Below are 20753 nucleotides of genomic sequence, written 5' to 3'. Positions count from 1 at the left end.
ATAGATTTGATGAACGCGTGTCACGCTAAGATTAAGTTCTTTAGCTATCTCTTCAAAACTCATAATATAACCATCTCGCTTGCACTAGTTAATAACTCATCATTGATTTCGCACTCTTCAAGTTCTGCAAGTCTTAAGGCCTTTTTTAAAAGCTTTGCAGAGCTTCTAAAATTACCATTGCTAAATTTAAAATAGCCCTTGCCAAAAAACTCATCACTTTCTTCCTTGCTAAGTCCTCTCATCATCCATTTACCACAAATCCTTGAGTAAAGTTGTTTAAGCTCTTTGTTTTTACCCATTAGGTTTTTGTATAAAATCTCAGTTCCTACTAAAATAAGAGGCACTCTAGCAAAATCCGCAATGCGTCTTAAATCCTCCAAAGCCTTTAGTGGTAGATATTCGGCTTCATCTACGATTAAAATCTTTTCATTGGTCTTTAAAAATCTTGCAATTGCTTTTAGTTTTGAAGCATTGTTGCTATTTGCTTCGATTTTAAGAGCATTTAAAAGCTCATCAAGCATTACACCCACACTTGTATGACAAGTTGCCTCTATTAAAATACTTTGTGGTCTGGTTTTAATAAACTCGTTTATAATAGTGGTTTTTCCTGTTCCTGCTTCTCCAAAAATAAGTGCGATTTCTTTTTCATTTACCGCTTCGCTCATTACAAAAGTAGCCATAGAAAAATCACGGCTTCTAAAAAGTTGTTCTTTTTTAGGTTTTTCATTTTGCTTATCTTTGTGATTAGCGATAAAATCTCTTATCTTTTTACTCCATAAAGCCACATCACCTTTATAGCTTGCACTTTTAATCTGTGAGATTAAAGAAGCACTCGCACCAATCGCTCTTGCCAATGCACTTGGCTTCATACCGCTTTGCTCTAAAAAGCATTCTAATTCTTTGCTTAGTTCTTGCATATAAATCCTTTTGTTTTTAAGCTTTTTTAAAAGCTTTTAAAAACTTTCAAAGCGTGTTAAATAGACTTTAAAAGCTTTTAAAGACTTTTAATACCCTGCCTTTTTGGCAGCATTTTCCCATTTTGGAATTTTGCATTTGGTATCTTTTATAACTTTTGTACTCAAATGTTCAAAATCACCATTGCTAACAAGGGCTTTTGAAAATTCAAGTTCTTTTTTAGCGTTGTTACTAGCTTTTGTTTTTGGAGCTTTGACTTTTTCTAGTTTTTCCTTGCCAAGAGCTAAATACTTTTCCATATTCTTTTCTAAAATCATTCTTTGCTCATCGATTTTGTCTTTATTTGCTTTTATGGCTCTATTTACAAGTTTTCTAGCAACTTTAGCTTCTTCAATGCTTACTCCAAGTTCTAAATCTAAGTTGTTTGCTACACAAATAAGTTCTTTTTGTTTATCAAAGCAAAAGATTTCATTTTGATTATTAAGATTTTCACACACAAACACTTCTTCATGGGTGTATAATTTTGGATTATAAAAAAGAGTGCCATTAAGACTTAATCCTTTATTTAGCACCTTTCTAAGTTTTAATTCACCGCCTAAATACATACTAAGGCTAAGCTCATCTATACTAATGGCATCGCTAATCTTTGCTTCAAAACTTTCTTTTGGAGTGGCACCTAGTCGGTCAAGCCATTTGTTATTCATAAAATACGCACTATAATCATCAATGCACTCTCTCATATACTCAAGTGTTTTAAGTCTTCTTTGATTAGTTTTATAGCCTTTTTTAAGTCTTCTTTCTTTTTTAGAATAAAAAAACTCAATGGCCTGTCTTTCTTTAACATTAGATCCTATGTATCCAACTAAGTTTGCAGTGAGTGAGTTTTGTAAATCTTTGAATTTATTTTCTACATAAGGCTTACTCCAGCCACTGTAAGCTGGCATCGCTTTATAATCAATGTTTAATCTCTCTAAAAGAGCTTTGACATTTTTACTTAAAAATGCCTTGCCATTATCTGAGTGTATGCATTTTGGCACACCATAAGTGCTGATGTATTTTGCAATGGCTCTTGCTATGCTTAAACTATCTTCACTAAAGCCTAGATAAAAGCTAGCCACACCACTATAAGTATCGATTAATGATATTATAGTGTAGCGTTTATGCCAAGAGCACTCATCGCCTTTTAGCCCATAAGTTTCATTGATAAAATCTACTTTACAAATAGCATCAAGCGGACTTGCATCAATTTCTACGATTTCATTGATAGTAGAAACTTTCCAATTACTCACACCAAGTGCTGGTAGATGTCTGCTTATAGCTCCATCTTCGCCATGCAAGATGATATTTTTTATGAGTTTGTTTTCTTTTAAGTATTTTTTCATACTTCTTAAAACACACTCATAGCTTATAAATTCATCTTTTTTGCCTAGAAAATCTTTTAAATCTAACTTGCCATTTTTTGCTAATTCATAATTTAGCACTCTGTGGATATTAGAAGCATTAAGCCTTCCTTTTTGAGCAAGTAAGGTATTTATAAAAAGCTCTTTTATACCAAGAGCACTAATGGCATCATCTTTTTTATTTTCTCTTTTATCTATTAAAGCATCAAGTCCGTTTGCTAAGTATTCTTTTTGCCAAGCAAAGAGTTTGTTTTGTGTGAGTTTAAACTCATAGATTTTTTTAGCGTTAATGTAATTTATAAAATCATTTGTGCTTATCTTGCCTTTAGCATGGAGCCATTCTTTAACCACAGCAGCTTTTTGTAAGGCTAAATTTTGCTTTTTAGAACTGGCTTTTGCAAAGAGACTTAAGCTATCTTTGTTTATTTGTATTTGATTTTCGCTAAGTTTGGTTTTGTCAGTGTTTTGCACTTGCAAGGCTTTAGAATTTTTAAGCAAAACATCATCATTTAATGCTTTGCTTAAAGCTTCTTGTGTTGTTTTAGGAGTTATAGTAGTAGTATTGCTTATATCTTCTATGTTAAAACCTTGCTCTACTAGCTGTGTTTCTTCCTTATTTAAAGGTTTAGACCAGATTTGAAGGGTTTTACCACCGCGTCCTTTTCCTTGGGTGTATCTATACGAAAATATTTTCGTATCAATGTGCAAAATTTTTTCATTACTTTCAATAGCTTTTTTTGATTTTTTTTGCAAATTTCTTAAACCGATAGAATTATTATCACAAAAAATATTAGCATTTATCCACATTTAAGCTACCTTAAACCCATCTTTTTCTAGCATAATCCTAAGCTCTTTAGCTCTACCTCTTATACCCTTAATCCTACCATTAGACAAATCATAAAGTATAGTTATATCTTTATGATTTAGACCCTTAGCCTTAGCCCAAGTCATAAGCTTTACACCTTTAGCACTCATAGTTTTTACAAGTTTATTTTTCATCTAAAATCCTTTTGATTATAATTCAACTCTTTCTTTAATTTGACGACCTTTATATCCTTTAAAAGTATGAGATTTTAAAGCACTCTTATAAGTTTTTTTCCCAGTATCGTGTTTCAGGAAACATTTACTAACATTTTCAGCAATTTCTTTACTTTTTTGATTTGCCAAAAATCCCTCTAGCTTCTCAAGAGAAAGCTTAATAAGCTCATCTTTACCATTAAAATTTTCACTCTCAAATAAATGTTTTACACCATTTAAAAGATTGCTTGCTTGCTTAAAATTCATTTTACGCCTTTTAATTTTATTTTTGCTTTTTTGTGTTACCATTACCAAAAAAGTTATGTAATTATACGAAAATAATTTCGTATTGTCAAGGATAATTTATGGAAATAGGAAAAAAAATTCGCATAGCAAGAGAAGAACAAGGATATTCTCAAGAGCAATTAGCTAACGAATTGGGTATTACAGCTAGAACTTTACAAAATTATGAATATGGTAGAAGTGATGTTGGTGTTATTTTAGTTGGTAGAATAGCTAAGATTCTTAAAATAAATAGTGACTATTTTTTTAAAGATGATAGTTCGTTAGTCGTTCGTAAGTCAACAGATAAAAATGTTCGTAAGTCGTTCGTAAGTGATGAAAAAATGTTCGTTAGTGAAACAAACCTTAAAAATGTCTCCAAGTTGCCTCTCAATATGTCTCCTAGTAATGTCTCCAAGTCGACAAATTTTGTCTCCTACTCGTCTCCTAATACAAATTTGGAATCTCAAACCTTAAACGATGATATGATAAACATTCCTTTTTTTGAAAATGTAAGAGCAAGTGCTGGAAGTGGCGCTTATAACGATGAAGAAAGCACTCAAGCTTTGGGACTTTCTAAAAGTTTTTTGCGTGAATGCTTTGGCTTATACTCTTTTATAAATCTCTCTGTGATTTTAGGACAAGGCGATTCTATGGCACCAACACTTCCTGAAAATTGCTATCTTTTAATCCAGCAAGGAGAAGTGGCAGAAGGCGAAATTTGTGTAACACGCATTGAAGATGAGCTTTATGTAAAACGCCTTCAAAAACGCCCCAAGCTAAAACTCCTTAGCGATAACAAAGCGTATGAGCCCATTAATTTAGAAGGTGAAAACTTTGAAATACTCGGACGCGTTGTAGGATATTTTAAAAAGACTACTCTTTAATTTTTAAAGGTGTTTAAAAGATTTTGTAAAGTATTTGTAAAAAGAATGTAAAAATGTGTAAAGCACAATGTAAAAAAATGTAAAGATAAAAGTTCACTTTGATTTCTAAAAAAATCTCATCAAAATACTATAAAATAATACTTTGATTAAAATTTCTCTCACTTTACTTTTTTACATATCTTTATAGCATAGCAAATCCTTTAAAAAATAGTATAAATTTTTATTTTTAGAATGACTTAAAATCTTTTTTTAATTTTTATAAATATTAAGGATATTATTTTTTTATATTATGTTGATGATCTTTTTTATCAAAGTCATAAAATGTAACAAATATGGCTACGGCTATTGCAAAAGCTAAAATAATATGAATGAGATAAATCCATATTGTTTACTTTGTAATATGTTATTTTAACATATAAATTATAACAAAAAAGAAAAAAAATAAAATGAAAATAATAAGAAATTGATTTTTTATTATTTATTATGATAATCTTATTTGAGTACTTTTAAAAAGCTTAGAGTATAAAGTGTTGTGATGTAGCTTTTAAAAAGAAGAATAAAAACAAAGAAGCAGAAAACGCCCTTATAAAAATTATTAATTATATTCACTAACCATAGATGTAATAAAAAATATTGAGTAAAATATAATCAAAACAAATTTCTATTTATTTTTATAAAAACTGCATTTTTAAATTTGCTATGTTATAATTAAAAAAAGGTTGTATAAATATGAAAAATTATTATATTTCAGAAGGTGTAAAAGCTTTATTTTCTATCTATTTTAAAGATCAAACTGAAGAAAATTTCATTAAAGCTCTTAACGAATTTGCTAAAGAAAGTCAAATAAATTCTCAAGAAATAAAAGACAAATCTTTTAGAGAATTTAAAGAAGCCATTTCTAAATTACCAACTATAGATCTTTTGAATACTAGATTTGATAAGCTTGAATATTCAATAGGTGCTAAACTTGATAAGCCTGAAGATTCAGTATGTGCTAAACTTGATAAGCTTGAAAACAAACTAGATAGTTTTAAAAGAGAAGTTAGAACATATGTAATTATTCTTGCTGCTTTAATGTTTATTTTACAGCCTACAATTTTTGATTTAATTTTGTCTATCTTTAAATCATTTCTAAGACAATAAGGTTTTTAGTTTTCACTTTCGTTAGTGTGTTTATCATTGAGATAATGAGCTACTAAAACCAATGTACCAAAAACGAAAGTGATGGCACCAATTAAAATAGCTATATTATAACCATCCATTTTTTCTCCTTTTTTTCAAAAAAGTTCAATCTTTAAGAAAGATTGATGATAATGCAACTACCGTTAAAATTAGCAAACTTTCGATGAGAATAATAAAAGCTCTACTATCGCCTGTTTGTAAACCATAAAGACTATTTATAAACAATCCTATGCCAATAGATTCCATGAATATTAAGATTGCTTTTGTGGGTATTTTTGTAAATATTACTATTTTTTTGAAAAAATCCTTCTTTTTTCTCCTTATCTTATAACAAAAAAATGCTAAAAGTCAAGGGATAAAATATCCCACCTTAGGGTTAAGTTACACTAGATTGTTTCTAGTGTGAGAATATTATTTTAAATGTTTTACCATAAAGTCCATTATTGCCCAAACACTTGAAATTATAGTGGCAATGCTAACAACACAAGCTCCTAGCCAATAGATTCCTTGCTGTTTTAATGAACTTTCCATTCGTTTGATTTCAGCTTCAAGTCCTTTAGTCTCAGATTGGAATAAATCCTTGCTAACCAACTCATTTCTTATTTGCTCAATGGCTTCTTGCTTTAAATTCCCAAAATTAAGCCTTTGCGTTGTTGCTCTATCATTAGCAAATTCTTCAAAAGCTTGAATGAGCTTTTTAGCTTGATCAGTATCTGAAAAAATACTTTTCAATAATGTTTTAAAGCTCTCATTGAGTGTAATTTCTTTTTTCATGGCATATCCTTGCATGCTTAACTCCTAAATTATAACATATTTTTCATGTGTGCTCTTAGGCTACATTTCCAATTTGCTTCCACCATGTTTTTTTTCTCAGAGTGAAATCTATAACCTAATTGCTTGATTTTTTCATTTAAACCATAGGTATTTCTTACAATTCAATAATAACCATCTTCATTTTTCACTTTGAGTCCCAAAGATAACAAAATTTGTCTTTCATCTTCGCTAAAAGTTGTAGCGTTTGATTGTGAAAAGTTTTGTGAGAAATCAACTTTCTTTTTGTTTTCATGAGTATTGTTTTGGCAAGCTTCAATATCGATAATAATATTGCTAGTTTCAGTCATTCCAACGCCCATTTCTTCAGTAGAATATAATCCACTAAGTTAGAATTTTACCACTAGCCCAAGTATTTATTGTAGAAGCAGAGACATCTAATTGTCTTCCTAATTCAGTTTGAGTAGTGTTTAACTCTTTACAAACTTCTTTAATAATATTTTCTTTCTCTTCTGTCATGCTAATCCTTTATTTTAGATTAATATTTTTTAGTTATAATTTTTTCATTACTTTTCAGAAATGAAAGGATTTGGCTCATTTTTTTGAGTTTCCCTGTCTTAGTGCAGGGCTTATTATATTTTTTACTATTTTATTTTTAATCATTTCAAAATCTTTGTCATTGATTTTTCCTATGTAAGTTTTTATCCTTTTAGTATCAAAAACTCTCATTTGTCCTAAAAGTGCAACTTGTAAAGTGCCTTTATTGTCCTTAAATTTGTGAAATAAAAAGCCTTTTTTGTTTTTAGTCTTAGAACTTAAAGGTATGCCTAAAAATGTGCCATTATAAAAACTATTTATTACCAAAACAGGACGCGTAAAAAACTCATTTTTACCTTAAACTTCAGCACCAATATTTAAACCAATGCTAAGCCAATAAATCTTTTTTTACACTAACTTTTCTGATTAATTTTACTTTGTTTAAGCTCTTTTTTCGTTCGTTCCAGCTGTCAAATTGCACTTCGTTCATTTTATTCCTTTATATCTTTTGGCATAATGCTATGTAATGCTGTAAGCAGAAGTTTTATCTTTAAATATTTCTTTTCTATATTTTTCTAAGTTTTTTCATTGTTTCTCCTGTCTTTTTAAAAGATTTGTTTTTCAACTAATTTTCTCTTTCTTTTTTTAATTTATTGGTATTTTGGTTTATGATTTATATAAAAAGCAAGATCCTTATTATAACAGTTTCATTTTTTCTTAAATAGCGAAAAATGAAATGAGTGATAAAGATTTTGAGATTTTTCCATGTATAAAATAAGGCAGATTTTTATTTTATCAATAGCAATTATTATTAAAAAAAATAGCAGAAAATTTCATTTGCCTATATTAATGTAACTTTTTATTACAATCAGCATTTTCAAAAAACTTTATCATTATTTCAGCTTAAATTTTATCATTTAAAATTAAACTTGATATAAATCTTTTCGTATACTTTGCTCGCTCGATTTAAATATATAAAAGCATAATATTGAGTAATACTATGTAATTTTAAACAAGGCATGGTTTTTGATAAAATTTTTAGATGAAAAAATCTACAAGCTTGATTGTTTTATTGATTAATTCCAAAACAAGAACCAAAAATTAACAATCTTAGTCTATTAAAATTCTTTTTATACAATTAAAAAATAATTATTATATACAAATGTGAAAATATGGATAATACGCAAAAATATGCAGCTATAGATCTTAAGTCATTTTATGCTTCTGTTGAATGCATTTTAAGAAAATTAGATCCTCTAAATACCAATCTTGTAGTTGCGGATGAAAGTAGAACCGAAAAAACAATATGTCTTGCGGTATCTCCCGCATTAAGATCTTATAATATATCAGGCAGATTAAGACTATTTGAGTTAATACAAAAAGTAAAAACAATCAATTACGAGCGCTTAAAAATTGCTAAATATTTCAGTGCAAAATCATACAATCATCTTGAACTAATAAATAATCCCAATTTAGAGCTTGATTACATTGTCGCAAAACCTAGGATGTCAACATATATAGACTATAGTTCTAAAATCTACAGTATTTATTTAAAGTATTTTGATCCAAAAGACATTCATATTTACTCCATTGATGAAGTATTTATTGATTTAACTCCTTATATCAAACATTATAAGCTATCTGCTGACAAACTCATTGAAAACATATTATTTAAAATTTTAAAAACAACTCAAATAACAGCAACTGCGGGAATAGGAACAAATCTTTACTTAGCAAAAATTGCAATGGATATATTAGCCAAAAAACAAAATATTAATAAAGATGGACTTTGCATAGGGTATTTGGATGAAATGCTTTATAGAAGAAAATTATGGCAACACACGCCCATAAATGATTTTTGGCGTATAGGCAAAGGATATGCAACAAAACTAAAAAGCATAGGCATTAACAATATGGGAGATTTAGCAAGATACTCTCTTAATAACGAGGATAAACTTTATCAAATTTTTGGAGTAAATGCTGAGTTATTAATCGATCATGCTTGGGGGTTTGAAAGCTGTACAATGCACAAGCTATTAAAGAATATAAAAGCAAACATATCTCTAAGGTAATGGCTAAGGTTTTGCCTAAACCTTATAGTTTTAAAAAAGCTAGAGATATGCTTAAAGAAATCGTCGATCATATGGTTCTTGAGCTAATTGAGCAAAATTTAACATGCAATCAAATCATTTTAGATGTACAATATGATAAAGAAAGCTTAGAAAAGGTACAAAGCTACAATGGTCCAATGAGCAAAGATTCCTATGGAAGATCTATTCCAAAAAATGCACATTCAACAATCAATTTGGATTACCACAGCTCTTCCTTGGAAACTATTTGCAATAAAGGTTTAGAATTGTTTGATTTAATAGTTAATGCTGATTTTTTAATTAGAAAAATAAGTCTTACTCTTAATAATGTTGTAAAAAATGACACGATAAAAAAATTAAAGAACCCAGTCTTTTTACTGACTTAGAACAGAAGGAAAATAAAAATTTTATAAAAGAAGAGAAATTACAAAAAGCTAGACTCACGATTGTTCACAAATATGGAAAAAAATCTATTTTTAAAGCCTCGAGTCTTGAAAATGGCTTAAAAATTAATTCGCAAATAGGAGGACACAATGCCTAATAACCAAGATGATATTATTAATATTAAATACAAAAAATCTACAAAATATCCTCTTATGCCATTAGAAAAAAGAGCGGCACAGTTTGCTCCATTTTCAGTGCTTAAAGGATTTGATGAAGCAATTGAAAAAAAGAAAAAAGAAGTGGAAAGAAAGCTTGAAAAGTCTATCTATATAAACGAGTAATCATGTTTTTATGAGAAAAAATATTTTAGATATAAAAATCAATTAAAAACAAGTAAAAAAATAAGTATTTTTTTAATAGTGTATTTTTTATACTACTTTTATCTCTATATATTTTAGACTTAAAATAAAATTAATTAAAATTAGTATTAAAATTTTATCTTTTTTTCTGTGAATTTTCATATAAAAATATTGTTTTTTATATGATTAAAAAAATAAAAAAATTATCTTGTACTTTTCACGAGCAAAAATTCAAAGAGAAAATTACAGCAAAACTATATTTATTTTGATTTATTTTTTTGTTTTTTTTATCTATCATTTTTTATTTTTATTTTTATTTTTATTTTTTTACCTATCTTTACTCTAAAATTTTTGTAAATTTTTCAATTAAAAAATACTCCAAATCCAAACCCACAAAAAGACAAAAATAGTTTTAATTAAGCATTAAAAAGTCTAGCCTTAAGCAATGACATTTTTATACCTACCCTAAAGTAAAGAATGCCTATTTTTAGGGACTTTATAACATAGCTTATTGCGATTTGTCTTTTTTTAAAAAATACACCCAAAAAATTTTTATACCTAACATTCATTAATTTCGTTAATAATATTGCCATTTTTGTACCTAACCTAAAGTATTTTTAGCCCCTGAAATAGAAAAGTATTCTTCTCACCCTTTATCACCTCATTTATTCCCCTTCTTTATCCGCTACATTTCATTGAATAATTTTCATCATTTATCCCCTCATTTATCACCCCCTTTATACCCCATCTCCCATTCTTCCCTATCTTGCATTCTACGCATTCAAATCTCATCTTAACGCTATCCTTAACACAAATCCTTATAGCCTTTATACTCATTCTTTCTCTCATTTATCACCTTATTTATCACCTCATTCTTTCTCTCATTCTCTCCCTATCTTTGCCACTTTTTAAACATATTTCTAGTATAAACTTTCCCTGATATATAAAAATACTCATTTCATACCCAAGTTAAATAAAAATACGGTTTAATTTCATAAAGCACTAAAAACACAGGAGAAAACTTATGTCTAAAACTAATACACGCCCAAGCGAAAAAACAAAATGCACAAAGTCATAGAAACTTGGTTTACCAAAATATACCTAAACAAAATAATCCACAAAGAGAAAAACGACAAATTATTTGTCAATATAACTAGCTGTCTAGCATTCATACTCTCAATCTACGGCAAAACTGAAGAAAACAAAAGCAAAATGACACCTGCTGTTATGTCTTATATCAAAAAAACAAAAAACACTTTTATTGCCAAACTAAAAAGAGTTAAAAACCATGAGAGCATTATCGATTTATAAGCCAAATACTCAAAGCTTGATATAGTTTCAGCCTATCAGTTTTTAACTCTCAAAGACAAATTCAAAATCACCAAATCAGAAATCCAAGATTTTGAAACACTAATCGATATTCTTTCAAAAAACACCCAAAAATCAAAAAAATAACCCTAAAACGATAAAAACCATTAAAAAAATCATTTTGCCTTTTAAAGGCTAATTCTGTCATTTTAAACCCTATATCCATTCAAGATACCCACTTGCAATCAAAAAAACACAAAAAAACCTACAAAAATCGCAACACAAAACAAAAACCACAGCCCATTTCAAAACTGCAAAGCATTTTTGAAAATTCGCAAGAACTTCTAAAATAAGCCCTAGCTCTCATATTATCGCTATAAATCAAGCACAATCAAAAATACACGCCATGAAGAAAATTTTGCAGTTTTTAGCTCTAAAGTCTATTTTTGCCAAAAATCTTACACAATAACTCGATTATCAACAATGCTTAAAAACCTACAAAATAGATATTTTAAAAGCTTTTTACAAATCGCAAAATGTCGGTAAAACATTAGCATAATTTGCCTACAACAATAAGATTTAAACGCCTATATTTAGGCTATATTATTGCATTATGCTCATTGGCTCAACTTTTTACATTTTTTTCAAAAAAAGCAAAAGAGCCTAAAAATAAGGGTTTTAGCATAATAAGCCCTGAATATTGATATTTTATTTTTTTTATTACACTTTTTAGTATATTTTTTCAACAATAAAAATTAAATTAATATTAAAAACCCTATAAAATAGTATTTTAAACAAACTCTTTTTTGTAGTTAAGTTGTAATAAAGTTGCACTCAAGTTATAGTAAAAATAACATTAACTACATATTAACTACACTTTTACTTCAAAAAACATGCAAATTTTCACATTTTTGTAGTTAAAGTGTAGTGAAAGTGTAATAAAGTTGAACTCAAATTGTAGTTATGTTGAAAATAATTGTAATAAAGTTGAACTCAAGTTGTAGTTATGTTGTAGTAAAAGTGTAGTGAAGTTGAAATAAAAATTACATAAACATAAACTATACTTGAAGTAAAGTTGTATCACATATTGAAACAAAATTACATATTGCTTGAAAACAACTTGTAATATATGTATTTTATTTAGTTGATTTGTAATTAACTCGCAATAGCTTATATTTTAACTCCAACAGGAAAAGTAATAGGCACTCCTATTGAAGGAGCGGTTGATTCTGACATACTTTTTGGACTATTGAAAGGTTTAGAAGATTATAAGAAAGGACAATTAGGTTTTTAGCGTGAAAAAAACATAGAAAAATTAATTTTAGAAGCCTATGAAGATAGTAAAACTAAATTTGACCATGTTACTACAGGGCATATCAGTCAATATTTGAAAAGAAAATATGATTTAAAAATCAATTGTAGCAAGGCATTAATAGAAGCAGGCTTTGATCTTGAAAAAGATGAAAACGAACCTTCTTTAGTTTATGTTAAAAAAGCTACCACAAGAAACAAGACTTCAAATCGTGATCAAATTCAAAACAAAGTTGAAGAGAAACCTTTGTTGTTTCAATTTGCCTATTTTCCAAATTTTCTAAATACACTCCAAGAGCTTTCCAATATAGCTCAAAAAGAATTTTGGGGAAACGGAAATAATATTTTATTTTCTTATCTATTTAAATATTTTGAGTTCATTTACGAAAATAAAAGCTATCCTGATATTATTACTTATAATAAAGACAAAACAAAGGCATGTTTCAATACAGGTTTGTATAGTACAGGTGTTTTTCCAATATTTGCATGCTTTGAAAAGCAGGAAAATGGAGGATATATTTTTAGAAAATTTTGTTCTAATGGAGATAGAGTTTTAGATGATTTAGAAATACCTAAATCTTTAAGCGATTATGATACATTCAAAAATGAAATCATTTTTGATAGTAAATTAGATTTTAGAGTAAATCATTTGCATCTTTTTGAGAGAAAAGAGCGATTACCTGAAATTGTGAAAAAACTAAATGATAGGTTCATAGGACACATTATTAATGGTGAATTGAAAATCATCAAAGATAATTATAATCTTCAAAAGATGATTATTCCTGCAGCTTATAAGCAAAGGGTAGTTTTATACATTCCTTTGAAACTTCAAGAAGAATCAGTTGATACGATAGTTGTAGTTGAAAAAGAAGAGGTAAAAAACGAACAGTATTACGCCGTGAGAACTATACTAAATCCGCATGATAATATTTACAAAACCGCAAGAGTTCTTTCAATAGTTGAATCTGAATGGGTAAAAAACACTATTTGAAAGTGAAAACATTGATAAAATAGGCTTTTTAGATAAGTCTATTTTATCATGTAATTTTATTTCCAAAAAAAGAAATGGAAAGAAAGCTTGAAAAAAGTACTTACAAGTGTGAATAATAATATTTTTTGTAAAAATTTGATATGATTTAAGAATATTAATCCAATATTAGAGAAATTCATGCCAACAGAACAGACCGATCTTGAATATTTGTTTTCTAAAGAAAGATTAGAATCTTATAATAATATTTACGAACATTTTGATAATTTAAAAATGATTGCAAGTATAACAACAAAAATAGCAATACTTGAACTAGTATTAAGAAATTTACTAGATAAACATATGAAAGAAAAAGATTTAGAATGGTTAAGAAATTATAACGAAGAAAACATCAAACAAAAATAATTAAACTGCAAAACAAAGAAATATTAGATAACAATCAACTCATTTCAAGAATTTCTTCAGGAGATGTAATATTTATAATTAAGCTAGAACACTTAGAGGCAAAAATAATTAATTCTTCTAATATAAATTTTAAAAAATATTATGCACACAACAAAGAATATTACTTTCACTATGTAAATAATAAAAAATATAAAAATAGTTTTAGCAATATAGAAAAAGCAAATATTGTTCTTAACCTTTTACTCACAATCAGAAATAGAAGTTTTCACTGGGAAAATTTATATAAAACAAAAATAACAAATCAAAAGGCTTTAGCTCCTAGAATCACCACAAAATCACATAATACCTTTATAGGCGTTATGCCAAATAAAATCAATGCTTTTTTAAGTGATTTAATAGAGAGTTTTGAAAAAGATTTAAATAGCTACTTAAAATAATATTTAAGATGGGCGATCTCGATCCGCCCTTATAATGATTTTAAATTATATCATACAATTAAAAAATTGTCAATTTAGTTTATATTTAGTATTGCTCTAAAATGTTGATTGTATAATAACATAATATTTAGATTTTCGTTTTCAAGGAGTGTAAATGAGTGATACTATTATTTTAGGTATTTTATTAGAGAAGTACAATAATGCTAAATATAAAAAAGTCGGAAACTGTATTAAACTTCGTTATCAATATCACGATGTAAATGTGAATTTATATTTTGATGGTTATGATAAAAATTATCCTTCAACTTCTATAATATTAGCAATGGATAAATCTTACTATATTACTTCTTTTAATGTGGATAATTTCGATGAAAAAAATCAATATTTAGATAAAATTCCAGATCCTATACTTAATCTTATTAAAGATGAGAATAACAAATTAACTTCATTTTATAATGAGATGAGAAAGCGTATCAAAGAAGATAATTTCCAAAACATTAGTTACAGCAGTGACATAGTGTTTAATAATACTATACAATATAATAAAAATAAAGAAAATGGTAATCCATTTTTTCATTATATTAGAGCAGTAGTAATGACACCTGAACATTTTAAAAAATTATTCCATAGTATGAATATTTCAAAAGAAATTCTCATGAAAATTCAACAAGCAGGATTTACCATTGTAACTACAAACGACCCCAATAAAAGAAAAAATTTTTATGAGAAACTAAAAAGTAAAGAAATTTTTATAGAAGTTTTACAATAGAACATATTAACGATAAAGACTTTGCAAGAACAAATAGCCGAAAGCCACACCTCTTTCGGTTAAGTGTTTTTTGTTACAATTGTATTAAGCTTAGACTAAGTGTGGTTTTTATAGAATTTTCAACGGTTTTTTAAGTGAGATAATCAACAAGCTTGATTATCTCGTTAATTAATTCTAAGACAAGAACTAAAAAATCAATGACTACTCATCATGTCTCCTTCTTATAACCGAAAGAGTAGCCATGCTTAATACGCTTTAATTATAGTATTTTTGAATGAATAAGTTTTAATGTTTTATATGAAAATTTGAGTGTTATCTCAATTCTTTCCTATAATTTGTTTTTTCTTCATCATTATGAAAAACCATTGTTTCAATACAATTTTCTTTACAAAATTGTTTTATTTCATAATTATTGTTTGTTTCATAGAATTTAACAAGATGGGTAAAAAACTCATTCATATCATTCTTAGCAATTGCCAAAATACCGAATCCATTTTCAATTAAAATTTTATTAGCAATTAGCATTGAAGTTCTTTTATTTCCATCAAAAAATAATTGACTTCTCATAAGATATAGCATCAAATCCAATGCTACTTCTTTTTTATTTTCATTTTTTAAAATTGTTTCTATATTTTTACTAACCTCATAATCAATAGGTAATTTTGGTTTAAAATTTGTTCCACTTATTTTAACATCAGCTGTTCTTAAAAATCCTAATTTATAAACCAAATCTCTGCCTACAATCCTATTAAAGTCCTGTATCAAACTCAAACTAACTTTTTCATTAATGGTATCAAACAAATAATTCCAAGCTCTTTTGAGATTTAAAATTATTGTTAAATCTTGTATTGTTTTATCAGGAACACTAAAGCCATCTATAATCATTTGAGTTTCAGGAAAAGTAACATTTACACCTTCTAAATTCGCGGATTTCCAAATAATATCTACAAGGTTTCTTTTTGCTAAAAATATATTTTCTTCTAAAGTTAAATTTCTCATTTTAAATCTTTCCTTCATAAAAATCCGCCTTGAGTTTTAACTCTTGGCGGAAATAACCCTAAAGGCTTAACTATGAAACGACATAGTAAGCGTTTTGTGAGATTATATCTAAACTTTAGGTTTTTTAAGTTTAAAATGGAAGTATTTTTAGCAAAACCGCAGGACAGAAAAGCCCCTTTAAACATACAAAGACAACAAGATTAAAAGAATTGCGTTCGGTTTATAAGTGATACTTAATAAAAAGTGTGTATAATACATACTCATAAGGATATTATAGTGAGTAAAAAAGATAAAATTATTAAAGATTTAAAAAATAATCCTAACAATGTGCCCTTTGAAACGCTTAAGATTTTATTAGAAAGCGAAGGTTATGAATGTTTTAATAAAGGCGGATTACATTATCAATTCAGAAAAGAAGAATGTGATCTTATTACTATTTCATTTAAACGCCCTATAAAGGCTATATATGTCAAAATGGTTTTAAAAGCTATAACAGGAGAATGAATGATGAAAGACTTAGATTACTATCTTAATCTACCTTATGAAATTATTATAAAAAAACTTGATGAAAAAGATGGCCGAGGATATTTTGCAAGATATAAAGATTTCCCTTATATTATGGGAGATGGTGAAAATGAAATAGAAGCCTTAAAAGATCTCAAAGAAGCATTTAAAGGAGCATTAGAAGTTATGCTTGAAAAAGGTGATTATATTAAAGAACCTATTGATAATGAAGCAAAAATTAGAATTAATATTACCTTGCCTAAAAGCTTAGTAGAGGCAATAGATACAATAAGCGATAATAGAAGCAAATTCTTAGCTGATCTTGCAAATAGTGCTATAAAATCTTATAAAATAAGCACCTAAAAATTGACATAGTTAAATAAAAAAAATCCGTTTCAAACTCCTAAAAAATAGGCATTTTATAGTATAAATACTTGCAAAAATTATTAAAAATGGTATAATTATGTTATATAAATTGAGAAAGGAGTTGCTTATGACCCTTATTATTGAAAATGTTAATGAAGATTTTTTACCTGCATTCAAGGGTTTAGCAAAAAGCATAAATGCCAAATGTAAAATTTCTAAGCCTAAGTTGAGTAGTTTTGAAAGTAAGATATTAAATGCAAGCAAAGAACTTGATAAAGAAAAAAAAGTCAATACTGCATTAAGCTTTAATTCGCATCAAGACTTTGTGAAAGCTTATCAAAATGGTAAAATATAAAATTTATTACCATAAAGATTTTATAAAAGCTTACAAAAAAATAAGCGATGAAGAGCGTAAAATAACTGATGAAGTTATTGTAAAACTTTCTAATGATGAGAATTTAGAACCTAAATATAAAGATCATCAATTAAAAGGTGTATTAAAAGATTTTAGAGAATGTCATATAAAGTCTAACTTGTTATTAATTTATCAAAAACATAATAATGAGTTAGAGCTAAATATTTTAAAACTAGGTAGTCATAGTAAGTTATTTAAAAAATATTGAAAGGAATAAAGATGGATAAAGCGCACTTAATTATTTATTTAGCAGTACTTGCATCTATTGTTAGTGTTTTAATAACTTGTTGTCTTTTGTATTTAATCAGAGATAGGTTAAGCAAATTGTTTTCTAAAAATACATTATTGAAAATCAAGAAGTTTTTAAAAGAGAATGTTAAAGATACTGATGACTCATTAAGATCACGCTCATCAACTTTTGAAAGTGATTATATTAATGATCCAGCATATAGCTTTCTGCCAGAAAATATATACTATACTACTAATCGCCACTAAGCCTAGTTAAAACTAGACTCAGTGCATTATTATTTATAAGCATCATTGATTTTTTCATTTCTTTCTTTGATAGCAGTTCCTGCTTTTTTCTCAGCTGCGCCTGCTGCTTTTTCTACATCAAATGCTAATCCTTCTGATTCAACTTTAGTAGGAGCATTTCTTGTTGCCATAAAGCCTTTTTGTCTTGAATTTAAATCATCTATGGCTTTATTGTGATCAGTCATAGTGCCTTTTGGATCATAATAATTATGTTTTGTTTGCTCGTGCAATCCACTTGAATTGACATTAGAATCCACTCCTGCATAATGTGACAAGCCTTGCATATCTCCCCTTCAGCCATATTTTCAACAGCATTCACAGCAGAAGCCACATTTTCTTTATTAACTACGCCACCATAATTTTCATTGATATAGCCTTGAACGATAGATGATCCGCCATCATAACCCACTGAATTATTAAGCGTTTTAGCTTCATTATAGCTATCCATAGAACTTTTAATACTAGCAGAATTTGTAACATTTCCTGTTTTAAGAAGATTGTTAAATGAAGCACTTGCATCTCTATTTTTACCAATTTCATTAGAAATACTTTCGTTAAAGGTTTTATTAAAGGTTTCTTTTTGATCTTTGCTTAGTTTTTGATACCAATCTTCAGATTCTACTGAATTTGTAGTTAAACTACCTCCTATTTGACCACTTGCTTGAGCATTTGCTTGATTTCCCCCTTTATCACCGCCTTTGCCACCAAAGCCAAGATTAAAACCACCACTAAGATTACCGCCAATACTTCCACTCATCATATCTTTATAAGCTTGCGATACATCCACACCTGTTGCTTTAGAATAAGCATTAGCTAAAGCATGTTGTGTTGCTTTGGTGATAGTATTTCTATCGTTTTCTGATAAGGCTAAGCTATCTCCTTTTCCACTAGCAACTTCTAAAGCTCTTTGAGATAGGTTAGAATTTTGAATCGCATCACTTAGAGCGTGCGCTCTTGTTTCTAAGTTGCTTGCAGTCATACCCGCATTTAAACCTTTAATAGAAGCATTACCTATAGAACCATTAGCATTGATTACAGCGGAACTTCCAGTCATATTATCTTTAACTAATTCGCCACCATGTTGCATATCTCTTGTTCCCATAAAACTTCTACCACCTGCACCAAACGAATATTGAAGAGTATTATAACCTGCATTCATCGCCCAAACTTCATCTCCTCTAGGAGCAGCAATGCTAGTTTGTGTAGATAAGGCTTGCTGATTTGCAAAGCTTCCAGCAGCTCTTGAAGCACCTGTTAGAGCTTGAGATAATCCAGAAGCAAAAGTTATAAATCCTTGCTCACTTGCTTTAGCAATTGCATAAGCTAAAACAGGAGTACTCATTACAAGATAATTCATGAAATTTGATCTATTTGCTACTTCTTTGAATATAAGCATGTTATCTCCTAAGCTTAAAGCTGCTTTTCCACCTGTTATTACTTGTGCAACTTTCATAAGATTATAATCATTTAGATAATTAATGATACAAAGTATAGGAGTCCAAAGCACTATCCAAATACACAGAGTAAAAAACATCTTAATATGTGCGTAAGAGCCAAACACAATAGAAAGCAAAGCAACAAGCCAAGACAAACCTATGATAATAGCTGTTAAATAAGCTTTAGCTAAAGGCAAATAAGTTTGTGCCATGTGTCCTTGTGCTTGCATACTTGCGTAAAATTGCTGATCCGCATAAGCAGTATTTGCAGCCACAGAAGCAGGATTTAATCCTGCTGATTTAGCGGTATTAATGATTGCATCTTGAGAAGCAAGCATTATCATGGATTGCTGTAAATAAGATCTAGCACTTACAGCTTGTTCGTTATAGATTTGTGCAGCGCCTAAGAACTTTTGCTCATAATTTGTCATATCATCTACCATACCAAGCAAAGCAGCATGAATCTTCATAGCTTCATCTGTATCGTTTTGAATCATTTCAACGATTTGAGGACCTGCATCAGAACAAGGCACAACACTTTGTTCTTCAACATTATTATTATTTTTAAACAAAGGAGTAAGCTGAGAGCCATTGCCTATATTTGTGAAAAGATCTTGCATTAAATTATCAGAATTTTGAAAAAGATTTCTACCTTGTTGATCAAGTAAGATACCTACTGAAACACAGTTTCTAAAGTAAAAATCAATATTTTTTTGCAAAGTTGCATCAATAGCCGAAAGCTTTACGCTTGGTAAAGTACTCATCACTTGAAGTGAAAAACCTAAACCTGCGTTAGAAAAATTTGTAGATTGTGGAGTTGAAAAATGTTTTTCCATAGCTTCTAGGATAACCTTCTCAAATTGTGTCATTAATGCAAAGCTTTTTCCTATGCCTATAGGAATTTGAGAAATGACATAATCTTTACTTGTTACTTCATCGTGAATCATGAAGCGGTGATTATTGTCATTTGGCGCCCTTAAAAACATGTGCCACACTACAGCAAAAAGTATAAACATTTTTCCAAATTCAAACACAGGATTTGTTTGTCCATCCATTGCTTTTTTAATACTAAAAAGCAATAATGAAATAGCTAAGGCTGCATTAACGATATAACTTGTTTCAGTGGTTATTCCTTTAACAGCTTGCATGATTTCATTCATTACATCGCCATAACCCCAAGTATAAATTAAATTGCTATTAGCTATTTCAGTTGCACCAAATAAAAATGAAGGTGCAAAAAACAAAGTGCTAAAGAATAACAAGTAAAATCTTTTCATGGATTATATTAAAGAAGCTAAAGAATTTGTTTGGTATAATTATAAAAGGTAGATGCCAAAGGCGGCTACCTTTGGCATTAATCATAACCTAGAAAGGCGGTGATTAAATTGCTAAACATTGTTCTAATAATTATACTCTTAATGCTTTGCTATGTCAAGGCTTCTTGAGTATCCCCTGCT

25 protein-coding genes and 1 pseudogene are annotated in these 20753 nt (G+C 28.5%); 13 read left to right on the top strand and 13 right to left on the bottom strand.

The annotated features are described in order from the left end of the window. The 5 genes and pseudogenes from AJ885_RS10340 to AJ885_RS09970 form a co-directional block, all read right to left on the bottom strand. A pseudogene (locus tag AJ885_RS10340) lies at positions 1-63 on the bottom strand (RNA polymerase subunit sigma-70); the annotation flags it as partial. Then, the gene (locus AJ885_RS09985) at positions 60-917 is read right to left on the bottom strand and encodes an AAA family ATPase (RefSeq protein ID WP_002790751.1); all 858 of its coding nucleotides are present in this window, start codon (positions 915-917) and stop codon (positions 60-62) included. The gene AJ885_RS09985 and the pseudogene AJ885_RS10340, both read right to left, overlap by 4 nt. An 87-nt stretch (positions 918-1004) precedes the next feature. Then, complete coding sequence (locus tag AJ885_RS09980) at positions 1005-3122, bottom strand: Mu transposase C-terminal domain-containing protein (protein ID WP_070281264.1); 2118 nt, start codon at positions 3120-3122, stop codon at positions 1005-1007. Further along, positions 3123-3314 carry a hypothetical protein gene (locus AJ885_RS09975; protein ID WP_002876364.1) on the bottom strand — a complete coding sequence of 64 codons (192 nt, stop codon included), beginning with the start codon at positions 3312-3314 and terminating at the stop codon, positions 3123-3125. A 15-nt stretch (positions 3315-3329) separates the two neighbouring features. Next, on the bottom strand, positions 3330-3599 hold the full coding sequence (locus AJ885_RS09970) for a hypothetical protein (protein WP_002876361.1): 270 nt from the start codon (positions 3597-3599) through the stop codon (positions 3330-3332). Between the two features lie 98 nt (positions 3600-3697). Between AJ885_RS09970 and AJ885_RS09965 the strand changes: the two genes are divergently transcribed. After that, entirely contained in the window at positions 3698-4501 is an 804-nt protein-coding gene (locus AJ885_RS09965; protein ID WP_002938466.1) for an XRE family transcriptional regulator, read from the top strand. A gap of 729 nt (positions 4502-5230) precedes the next feature. Beyond that, a complete protein-coding gene (locus AJ885_RS09960; RefSeq protein ID WP_044779625.1) occupies positions 5231-5644 on the top strand; it encodes a hypothetical protein in 414 nt (137 codons plus the stop codon). 450 nt (positions 5645-6094) lie between these two features. On the opposite strand, the gene AJ885_RS09955 is transcribed toward AJ885_RS09960, so the two are convergent. The 4 genes from AJ885_RS09955 to AJ885_RS10845 form a co-directional block, all read right to left on the bottom strand. Further along, a complete protein-coding gene (locus tag AJ885_RS09955; protein ID WP_044780706.1) occupies positions 6095-6472 on the bottom strand; it encodes a hypothetical protein in 378 nt (125 codons plus the stop codon). A gap of 146 nt (positions 6473-6618) precedes the next feature. Next, the gene (locus tag AJ885_RS10850; protein ID WP_250489374.1) at positions 6619-6804 is read right to left on the bottom strand and encodes a hypothetical protein; all 186 of its coding nucleotides are present in this window, start codon (positions 6802-6804) and stop codon (positions 6619-6621) included. 34 nt (positions 6805-6838) lie between these two features. Beyond that, entirely contained in the window at positions 6839-6973 is a 135-nt protein-coding gene (locus AJ885_RS09945; protein WP_044779626.1) for a helix-turn-helix domain-containing protein, read from the bottom strand. A 75-nt stretch (positions 6974-7048) separates the two neighbouring features. Next, positions 7049-7318: a type II toxin-antitoxin system PemK/MazF family toxin gene (locus tag AJ885_RS10845; protein WP_250489376.1), complete on the bottom strand. Its 270-nt coding sequence runs from the start codon at positions 7316-7318 to the stop codon at positions 7049-7051. Positions 7319-8163: 845 nt separating this feature from the next. Between AJ885_RS10845 and AJ885_RS10840 the strand changes: the two genes are divergently transcribed. The 3 genes from AJ885_RS10840 (at position 8164) to AJ885_RS09935 (ending at position 9806) form a co-directional block, all read left to right on the top strand. Beyond that, complete coding sequence (locus AJ885_RS10840; protein ID WP_251988565.1) at positions 8164-9063, top strand: hypothetical protein; 900 nt, start codon at positions 8164-8166, stop codon at positions 9061-9063. Next, on the top strand, positions 9063-9467 hold the full coding sequence (locus AJ885_RS10835) for a hypothetical protein (RefSeq protein WP_250492793.1): 405 nt from the start codon (positions 9063-9065) through the stop codon (positions 9465-9467). Before AJ885_RS10840 ends, AJ885_RS10835 begins: the two co-directional genes overlap by 1 nt. A gap of 147 nt (positions 9468-9614) precedes the next feature. After that, positions 9615-9806 (top strand): hypothetical protein, encoded by a 192-nt coding sequence (locus AJ885_RS09935; protein WP_002881951.1) that lies wholly within the window; start codon positions 9615-9617, stop codon positions 9804-9806. A gap of 696 nt (positions 9807-10502) precedes the next feature. Here AJ885_RS09935 and AJ885_RS10535 read toward each other — a convergent pair. Further along, positions 10503-10673, bottom strand: a complete 171-nt coding sequence (locus tag AJ885_RS10535; protein ID WP_162844511.1) for a hypothetical protein — start codon at positions 10671-10673, stop codon at positions 10503-10505. 1765 nt (positions 10674-12438) lie between these two features. Between AJ885_RS10535 and AJ885_RS09930 the strand changes: the two genes are divergently transcribed. The 3 genes from AJ885_RS09930 (at position 12439) to AJ885_RS09920 (ending at position 15042) form a co-directional block, all read left to right on the top strand. Further along, positions 12439-13434, top strand: coding sequence for a DUF3825 domain-containing protein (locus AJ885_RS09930; protein WP_044794231.1), 996 nt, complete (start codon positions 12439-12441; stop codon positions 13432-13434). 177 nt (positions 13435-13611) lie between these two features. Continuing rightward, positions 13612-13836 carry a hypothetical protein gene (locus AJ885_RS10530; RefSeq protein WP_002861536.1) on the top strand — a complete coding sequence of 75 codons (225 nt, stop codon included), beginning with the start codon at positions 13612-13614 and terminating at the stop codon, positions 13834-13836. A gap of 591 nt (positions 13837-14427) precedes the next feature. Next, positions 14428-15042 carry a DNA repair protein Rad50 gene (locus AJ885_RS09920; RefSeq protein ID WP_002881945.1) on the top strand — a complete coding sequence of 205 codons (615 nt, stop codon included), beginning with the start codon at positions 14428-14430 and terminating at the stop codon, positions 15040-15042. Between the two features lie 312 nt (positions 15043-15354). On the opposite strand, the gene AJ885_RS09915 is transcribed toward AJ885_RS09920, so the two are convergent. Further along, positions 15355-16041, bottom strand: coding sequence for a Fic family protein (locus AJ885_RS09915; protein ID WP_186820355.1), 687 nt, complete (start codon positions 16039-16041; stop codon positions 15355-15357). Positions 16042-16317: 276 nt separating this feature from the next. On the opposite strand from AJ885_RS09915, the gene AJ885_RS09910 reads away from it, so the two are divergent. The 5 genes from AJ885_RS09910 (at position 16318) to AJ885_RS09890 (ending at position 17821) form a co-directional block, all read left to right on the top strand. Continuing rightward, positions 16318-16545: a hypothetical protein gene (locus AJ885_RS09910; protein ID WP_002881942.1), complete on the top strand. Its 228-nt coding sequence runs from the start codon at positions 16318-16320 to the stop codon at positions 16543-16545. A 3-nt stretch (positions 16546-16548) separates the two neighbouring features. Beyond that, positions 16549-16908: a HicB family protein gene (locus AJ885_RS09905; RefSeq protein WP_079860289.1), complete on the top strand. Its 360-nt coding sequence runs from the start codon at positions 16549-16551 to the stop codon at positions 16906-16908. A 130-nt stretch (positions 16909-17038) separates the two neighbouring features. After that, positions 17039-17266, top strand: a complete 228-nt coding sequence (locus AJ885_RS09900) for a hypothetical protein (RefSeq protein WP_002819580.1) — start codon at positions 17039-17041, stop codon at positions 17264-17266. Beyond that, on the top strand, positions 17253-17534 hold the full coding sequence (locus AJ885_RS09895) for a type II toxin-antitoxin system YafQ family toxin (RefSeq protein WP_044779584.1): 282 nt from the start codon (positions 17253-17255) through the stop codon (positions 17532-17534). Before AJ885_RS09900 ends, AJ885_RS09895 begins: the two co-directional genes overlap by 14 nt. Before the next feature lie 11 nt (positions 17535-17545). Continuing rightward, the gene (locus AJ885_RS09890; RefSeq protein WP_002881941.1) at positions 17546-17821 is read left to right on the top strand and encodes a hypothetical protein; all 276 of its coding nucleotides are present in this window, start codon (positions 17546-17548) and stop codon (positions 17819-17821) included. Between the two features lie 29 nt (positions 17822-17850). On the opposite strand, the gene AJ885_RS10830 is transcribed toward AJ885_RS09890, so the two are convergent. Further along, on the bottom strand, positions 17851-18045 hold the full coding sequence (locus AJ885_RS10830; protein ID WP_002881940.1) for a hypothetical protein: 195 nt from the start codon (positions 18043-18045) through the stop codon (positions 17851-17853). Further along, positions 18042-20573, bottom strand: coding sequence for a conjugal transfer protein TraG N-terminal domain-containing protein (locus AJ885_RS11005; RefSeq protein WP_407918710.1), 2532 nt, complete (start codon positions 20571-20573; stop codon positions 18042-18044). The genes AJ885_RS10830 and AJ885_RS11005 overlap by 4 nt, the downstream gene beginning before the upstream one ends. Positions 20574-20753 lie beyond the last annotated feature (180 nt).

Origin of the sequence: Campylobacter sp. BCW_6464, from assembly GCF_001762775.1 — a bacterium.
GTDB classification, from domain to species: Bacteria; Campylobacterota; Campylobacteria; order Campylobacterales; family Campylobacteraceae; genus Campylobacter_D; species Campylobacter_D jejuni.
The sequence above is the reverse complement of the archived record's forward strand: the minus strand, read 5'-3'. Positions and strand labels throughout refer to the sequence as shown.

Bases quoted from the DNA above. Each gene is read 5' to 3' on its own strand.
- AJ885_RS09975 (WP_002876364.1), bottom strand. From the start codon at position 3,314: ATGAAAAATAAACTTGTAAAAACTATGAGTGCTAAAGGTGTAAAGCTT.
- AJ885_RS09915 (WP_186820355.1), bottom strand. From the start codon at position 16,041: ATGAGAAATTTAACTTTAGAAGAAAATATATTTTTAGCAAAAAGAAAC.
- AJ885_RS09905 (WP_079860289.1), top strand. From the start codon at position 16,549: ATGAAAGACTTAGATTACTATCTTAATCTACCTTATGAAATTATTATA.
- AJ885_RS09920 (WP_002881945.1), top strand. From the start codon at position 14,428: ATGAGTGATACTATTATTTTAGGTATTTTATTAGAGAAGTACAATAAT.
- AJ885_RS09900 (WP_002819580.1), top strand. From the start codon at position 17,039: ATGACCCTTATTATTGAAAATGTTAATGAAGATTTTTTACCTGCATTC.
- AJ885_RS10535 (WP_162844511.1), bottom strand. From the start codon at position 10,673: ATGAGAGAAAGAATGAGTATAAAGGCTATAAGGATTTGTGTTAAGGAT.
- AJ885_RS09945 (WP_044779626.1), bottom strand. From the start codon at position 6,973: ATGACAGAAGAGAAAGAAAATATTATTAAAGAAGTTTGTAAAGAGTTA.
- AJ885_RS09955 (WP_044780706.1), bottom strand. From the start codon at position 6,472: ATGCAAGGATATGCCATGAAAAAAGAAATTACACTCAATGAGAGCTTT.
- AJ885_RS09985 (WP_002790751.1), bottom strand. From the start codon at position 917: ATGCAAGAACTAAGCAAAGAATTAGAATGCTTTTTAGAGCAAAGCGGT.
- AJ885_RS09980 (WP_070281264.1), bottom strand. From the start codon at position 3,122: ATGTGGATAAATGCTAATATTTTTTGTGATAATAATTCTATCGGTTTA.
- AJ885_RS09965 (WP_002938466.1), top strand. From the start codon at position 3,698: ATGGAAATAGGAAAAAAAATTCGCATAGCAAGAGAAGAACAAGGATAT.
- AJ885_RS10850 (WP_250489374.1), bottom strand. From the start codon at position 6,804: ATGACTGAAACTAGCAATATTATTATCGATATTGAAGCTTGCCAAAAC.
- AJ885_RS09890 (WP_002881941.1), top strand. From the start codon at position 17,546: ATGGATAAAGCGCACTTAATTATTTATTTAGCAGTACTTGCATCTATT.
- AJ885_RS10830 (WP_002881940.1), bottom strand. From the start codon at position 18,045: ATGACTGATCACAATAAAGCCATAGATGATTTAAATTCAAGACAAAAA.
- AJ885_RS10840 (WP_251988565.1), top strand. From the start codon at position 8,164: ATGGATAATACGCAAAAATATGCAGCTATAGATCTTAAGTCATTTTAT.
- AJ885_RS09970 (WP_002876361.1), bottom strand. From the start codon at position 3,599: ATGAATTTTAAGCAAGCAAGCAATCTTTTAAATGGTGTAAAACATTTA.
- AJ885_RS10835 (WP_250492793.1), top strand. From the start codon at position 9,063: ATGGCTAAGGTTTTGCCTAAACCTTATAGTTTTAAAAAAGCTAGAGAT.
- AJ885_RS09960 (WP_044779625.1), top strand. From the start codon at position 5,231: ATGAAAAATTATTATATTTCAGAAGGTGTAAAAGCTTTATTTTCTATC.
- AJ885_RS10530 (WP_002861536.1), top strand. From the start codon at position 13,612: ATGCCAACAGAACAGACCGATCTTGAATATTTGTTTTCTAAAGAAAGA.
- AJ885_RS09935 (WP_002881951.1), top strand. From the start codon at position 9,615: ATGCCTAATAACCAAGATGATATTATTAATATTAAATACAAAAAATCT.
- AJ885_RS09895 (WP_044779584.1), top strand. From the start codon at position 17,253: ATGGTAAAATATAAAATTTATTACCATAAAGATTTTATAAAAGCTTAC.
- AJ885_RS11005 (WP_407918710.1), bottom strand. From the start codon at position 20,573: ATGAAAAGATTTTACTTGTTATTCTTTAGCACTTTGTTTTTTGCACCT.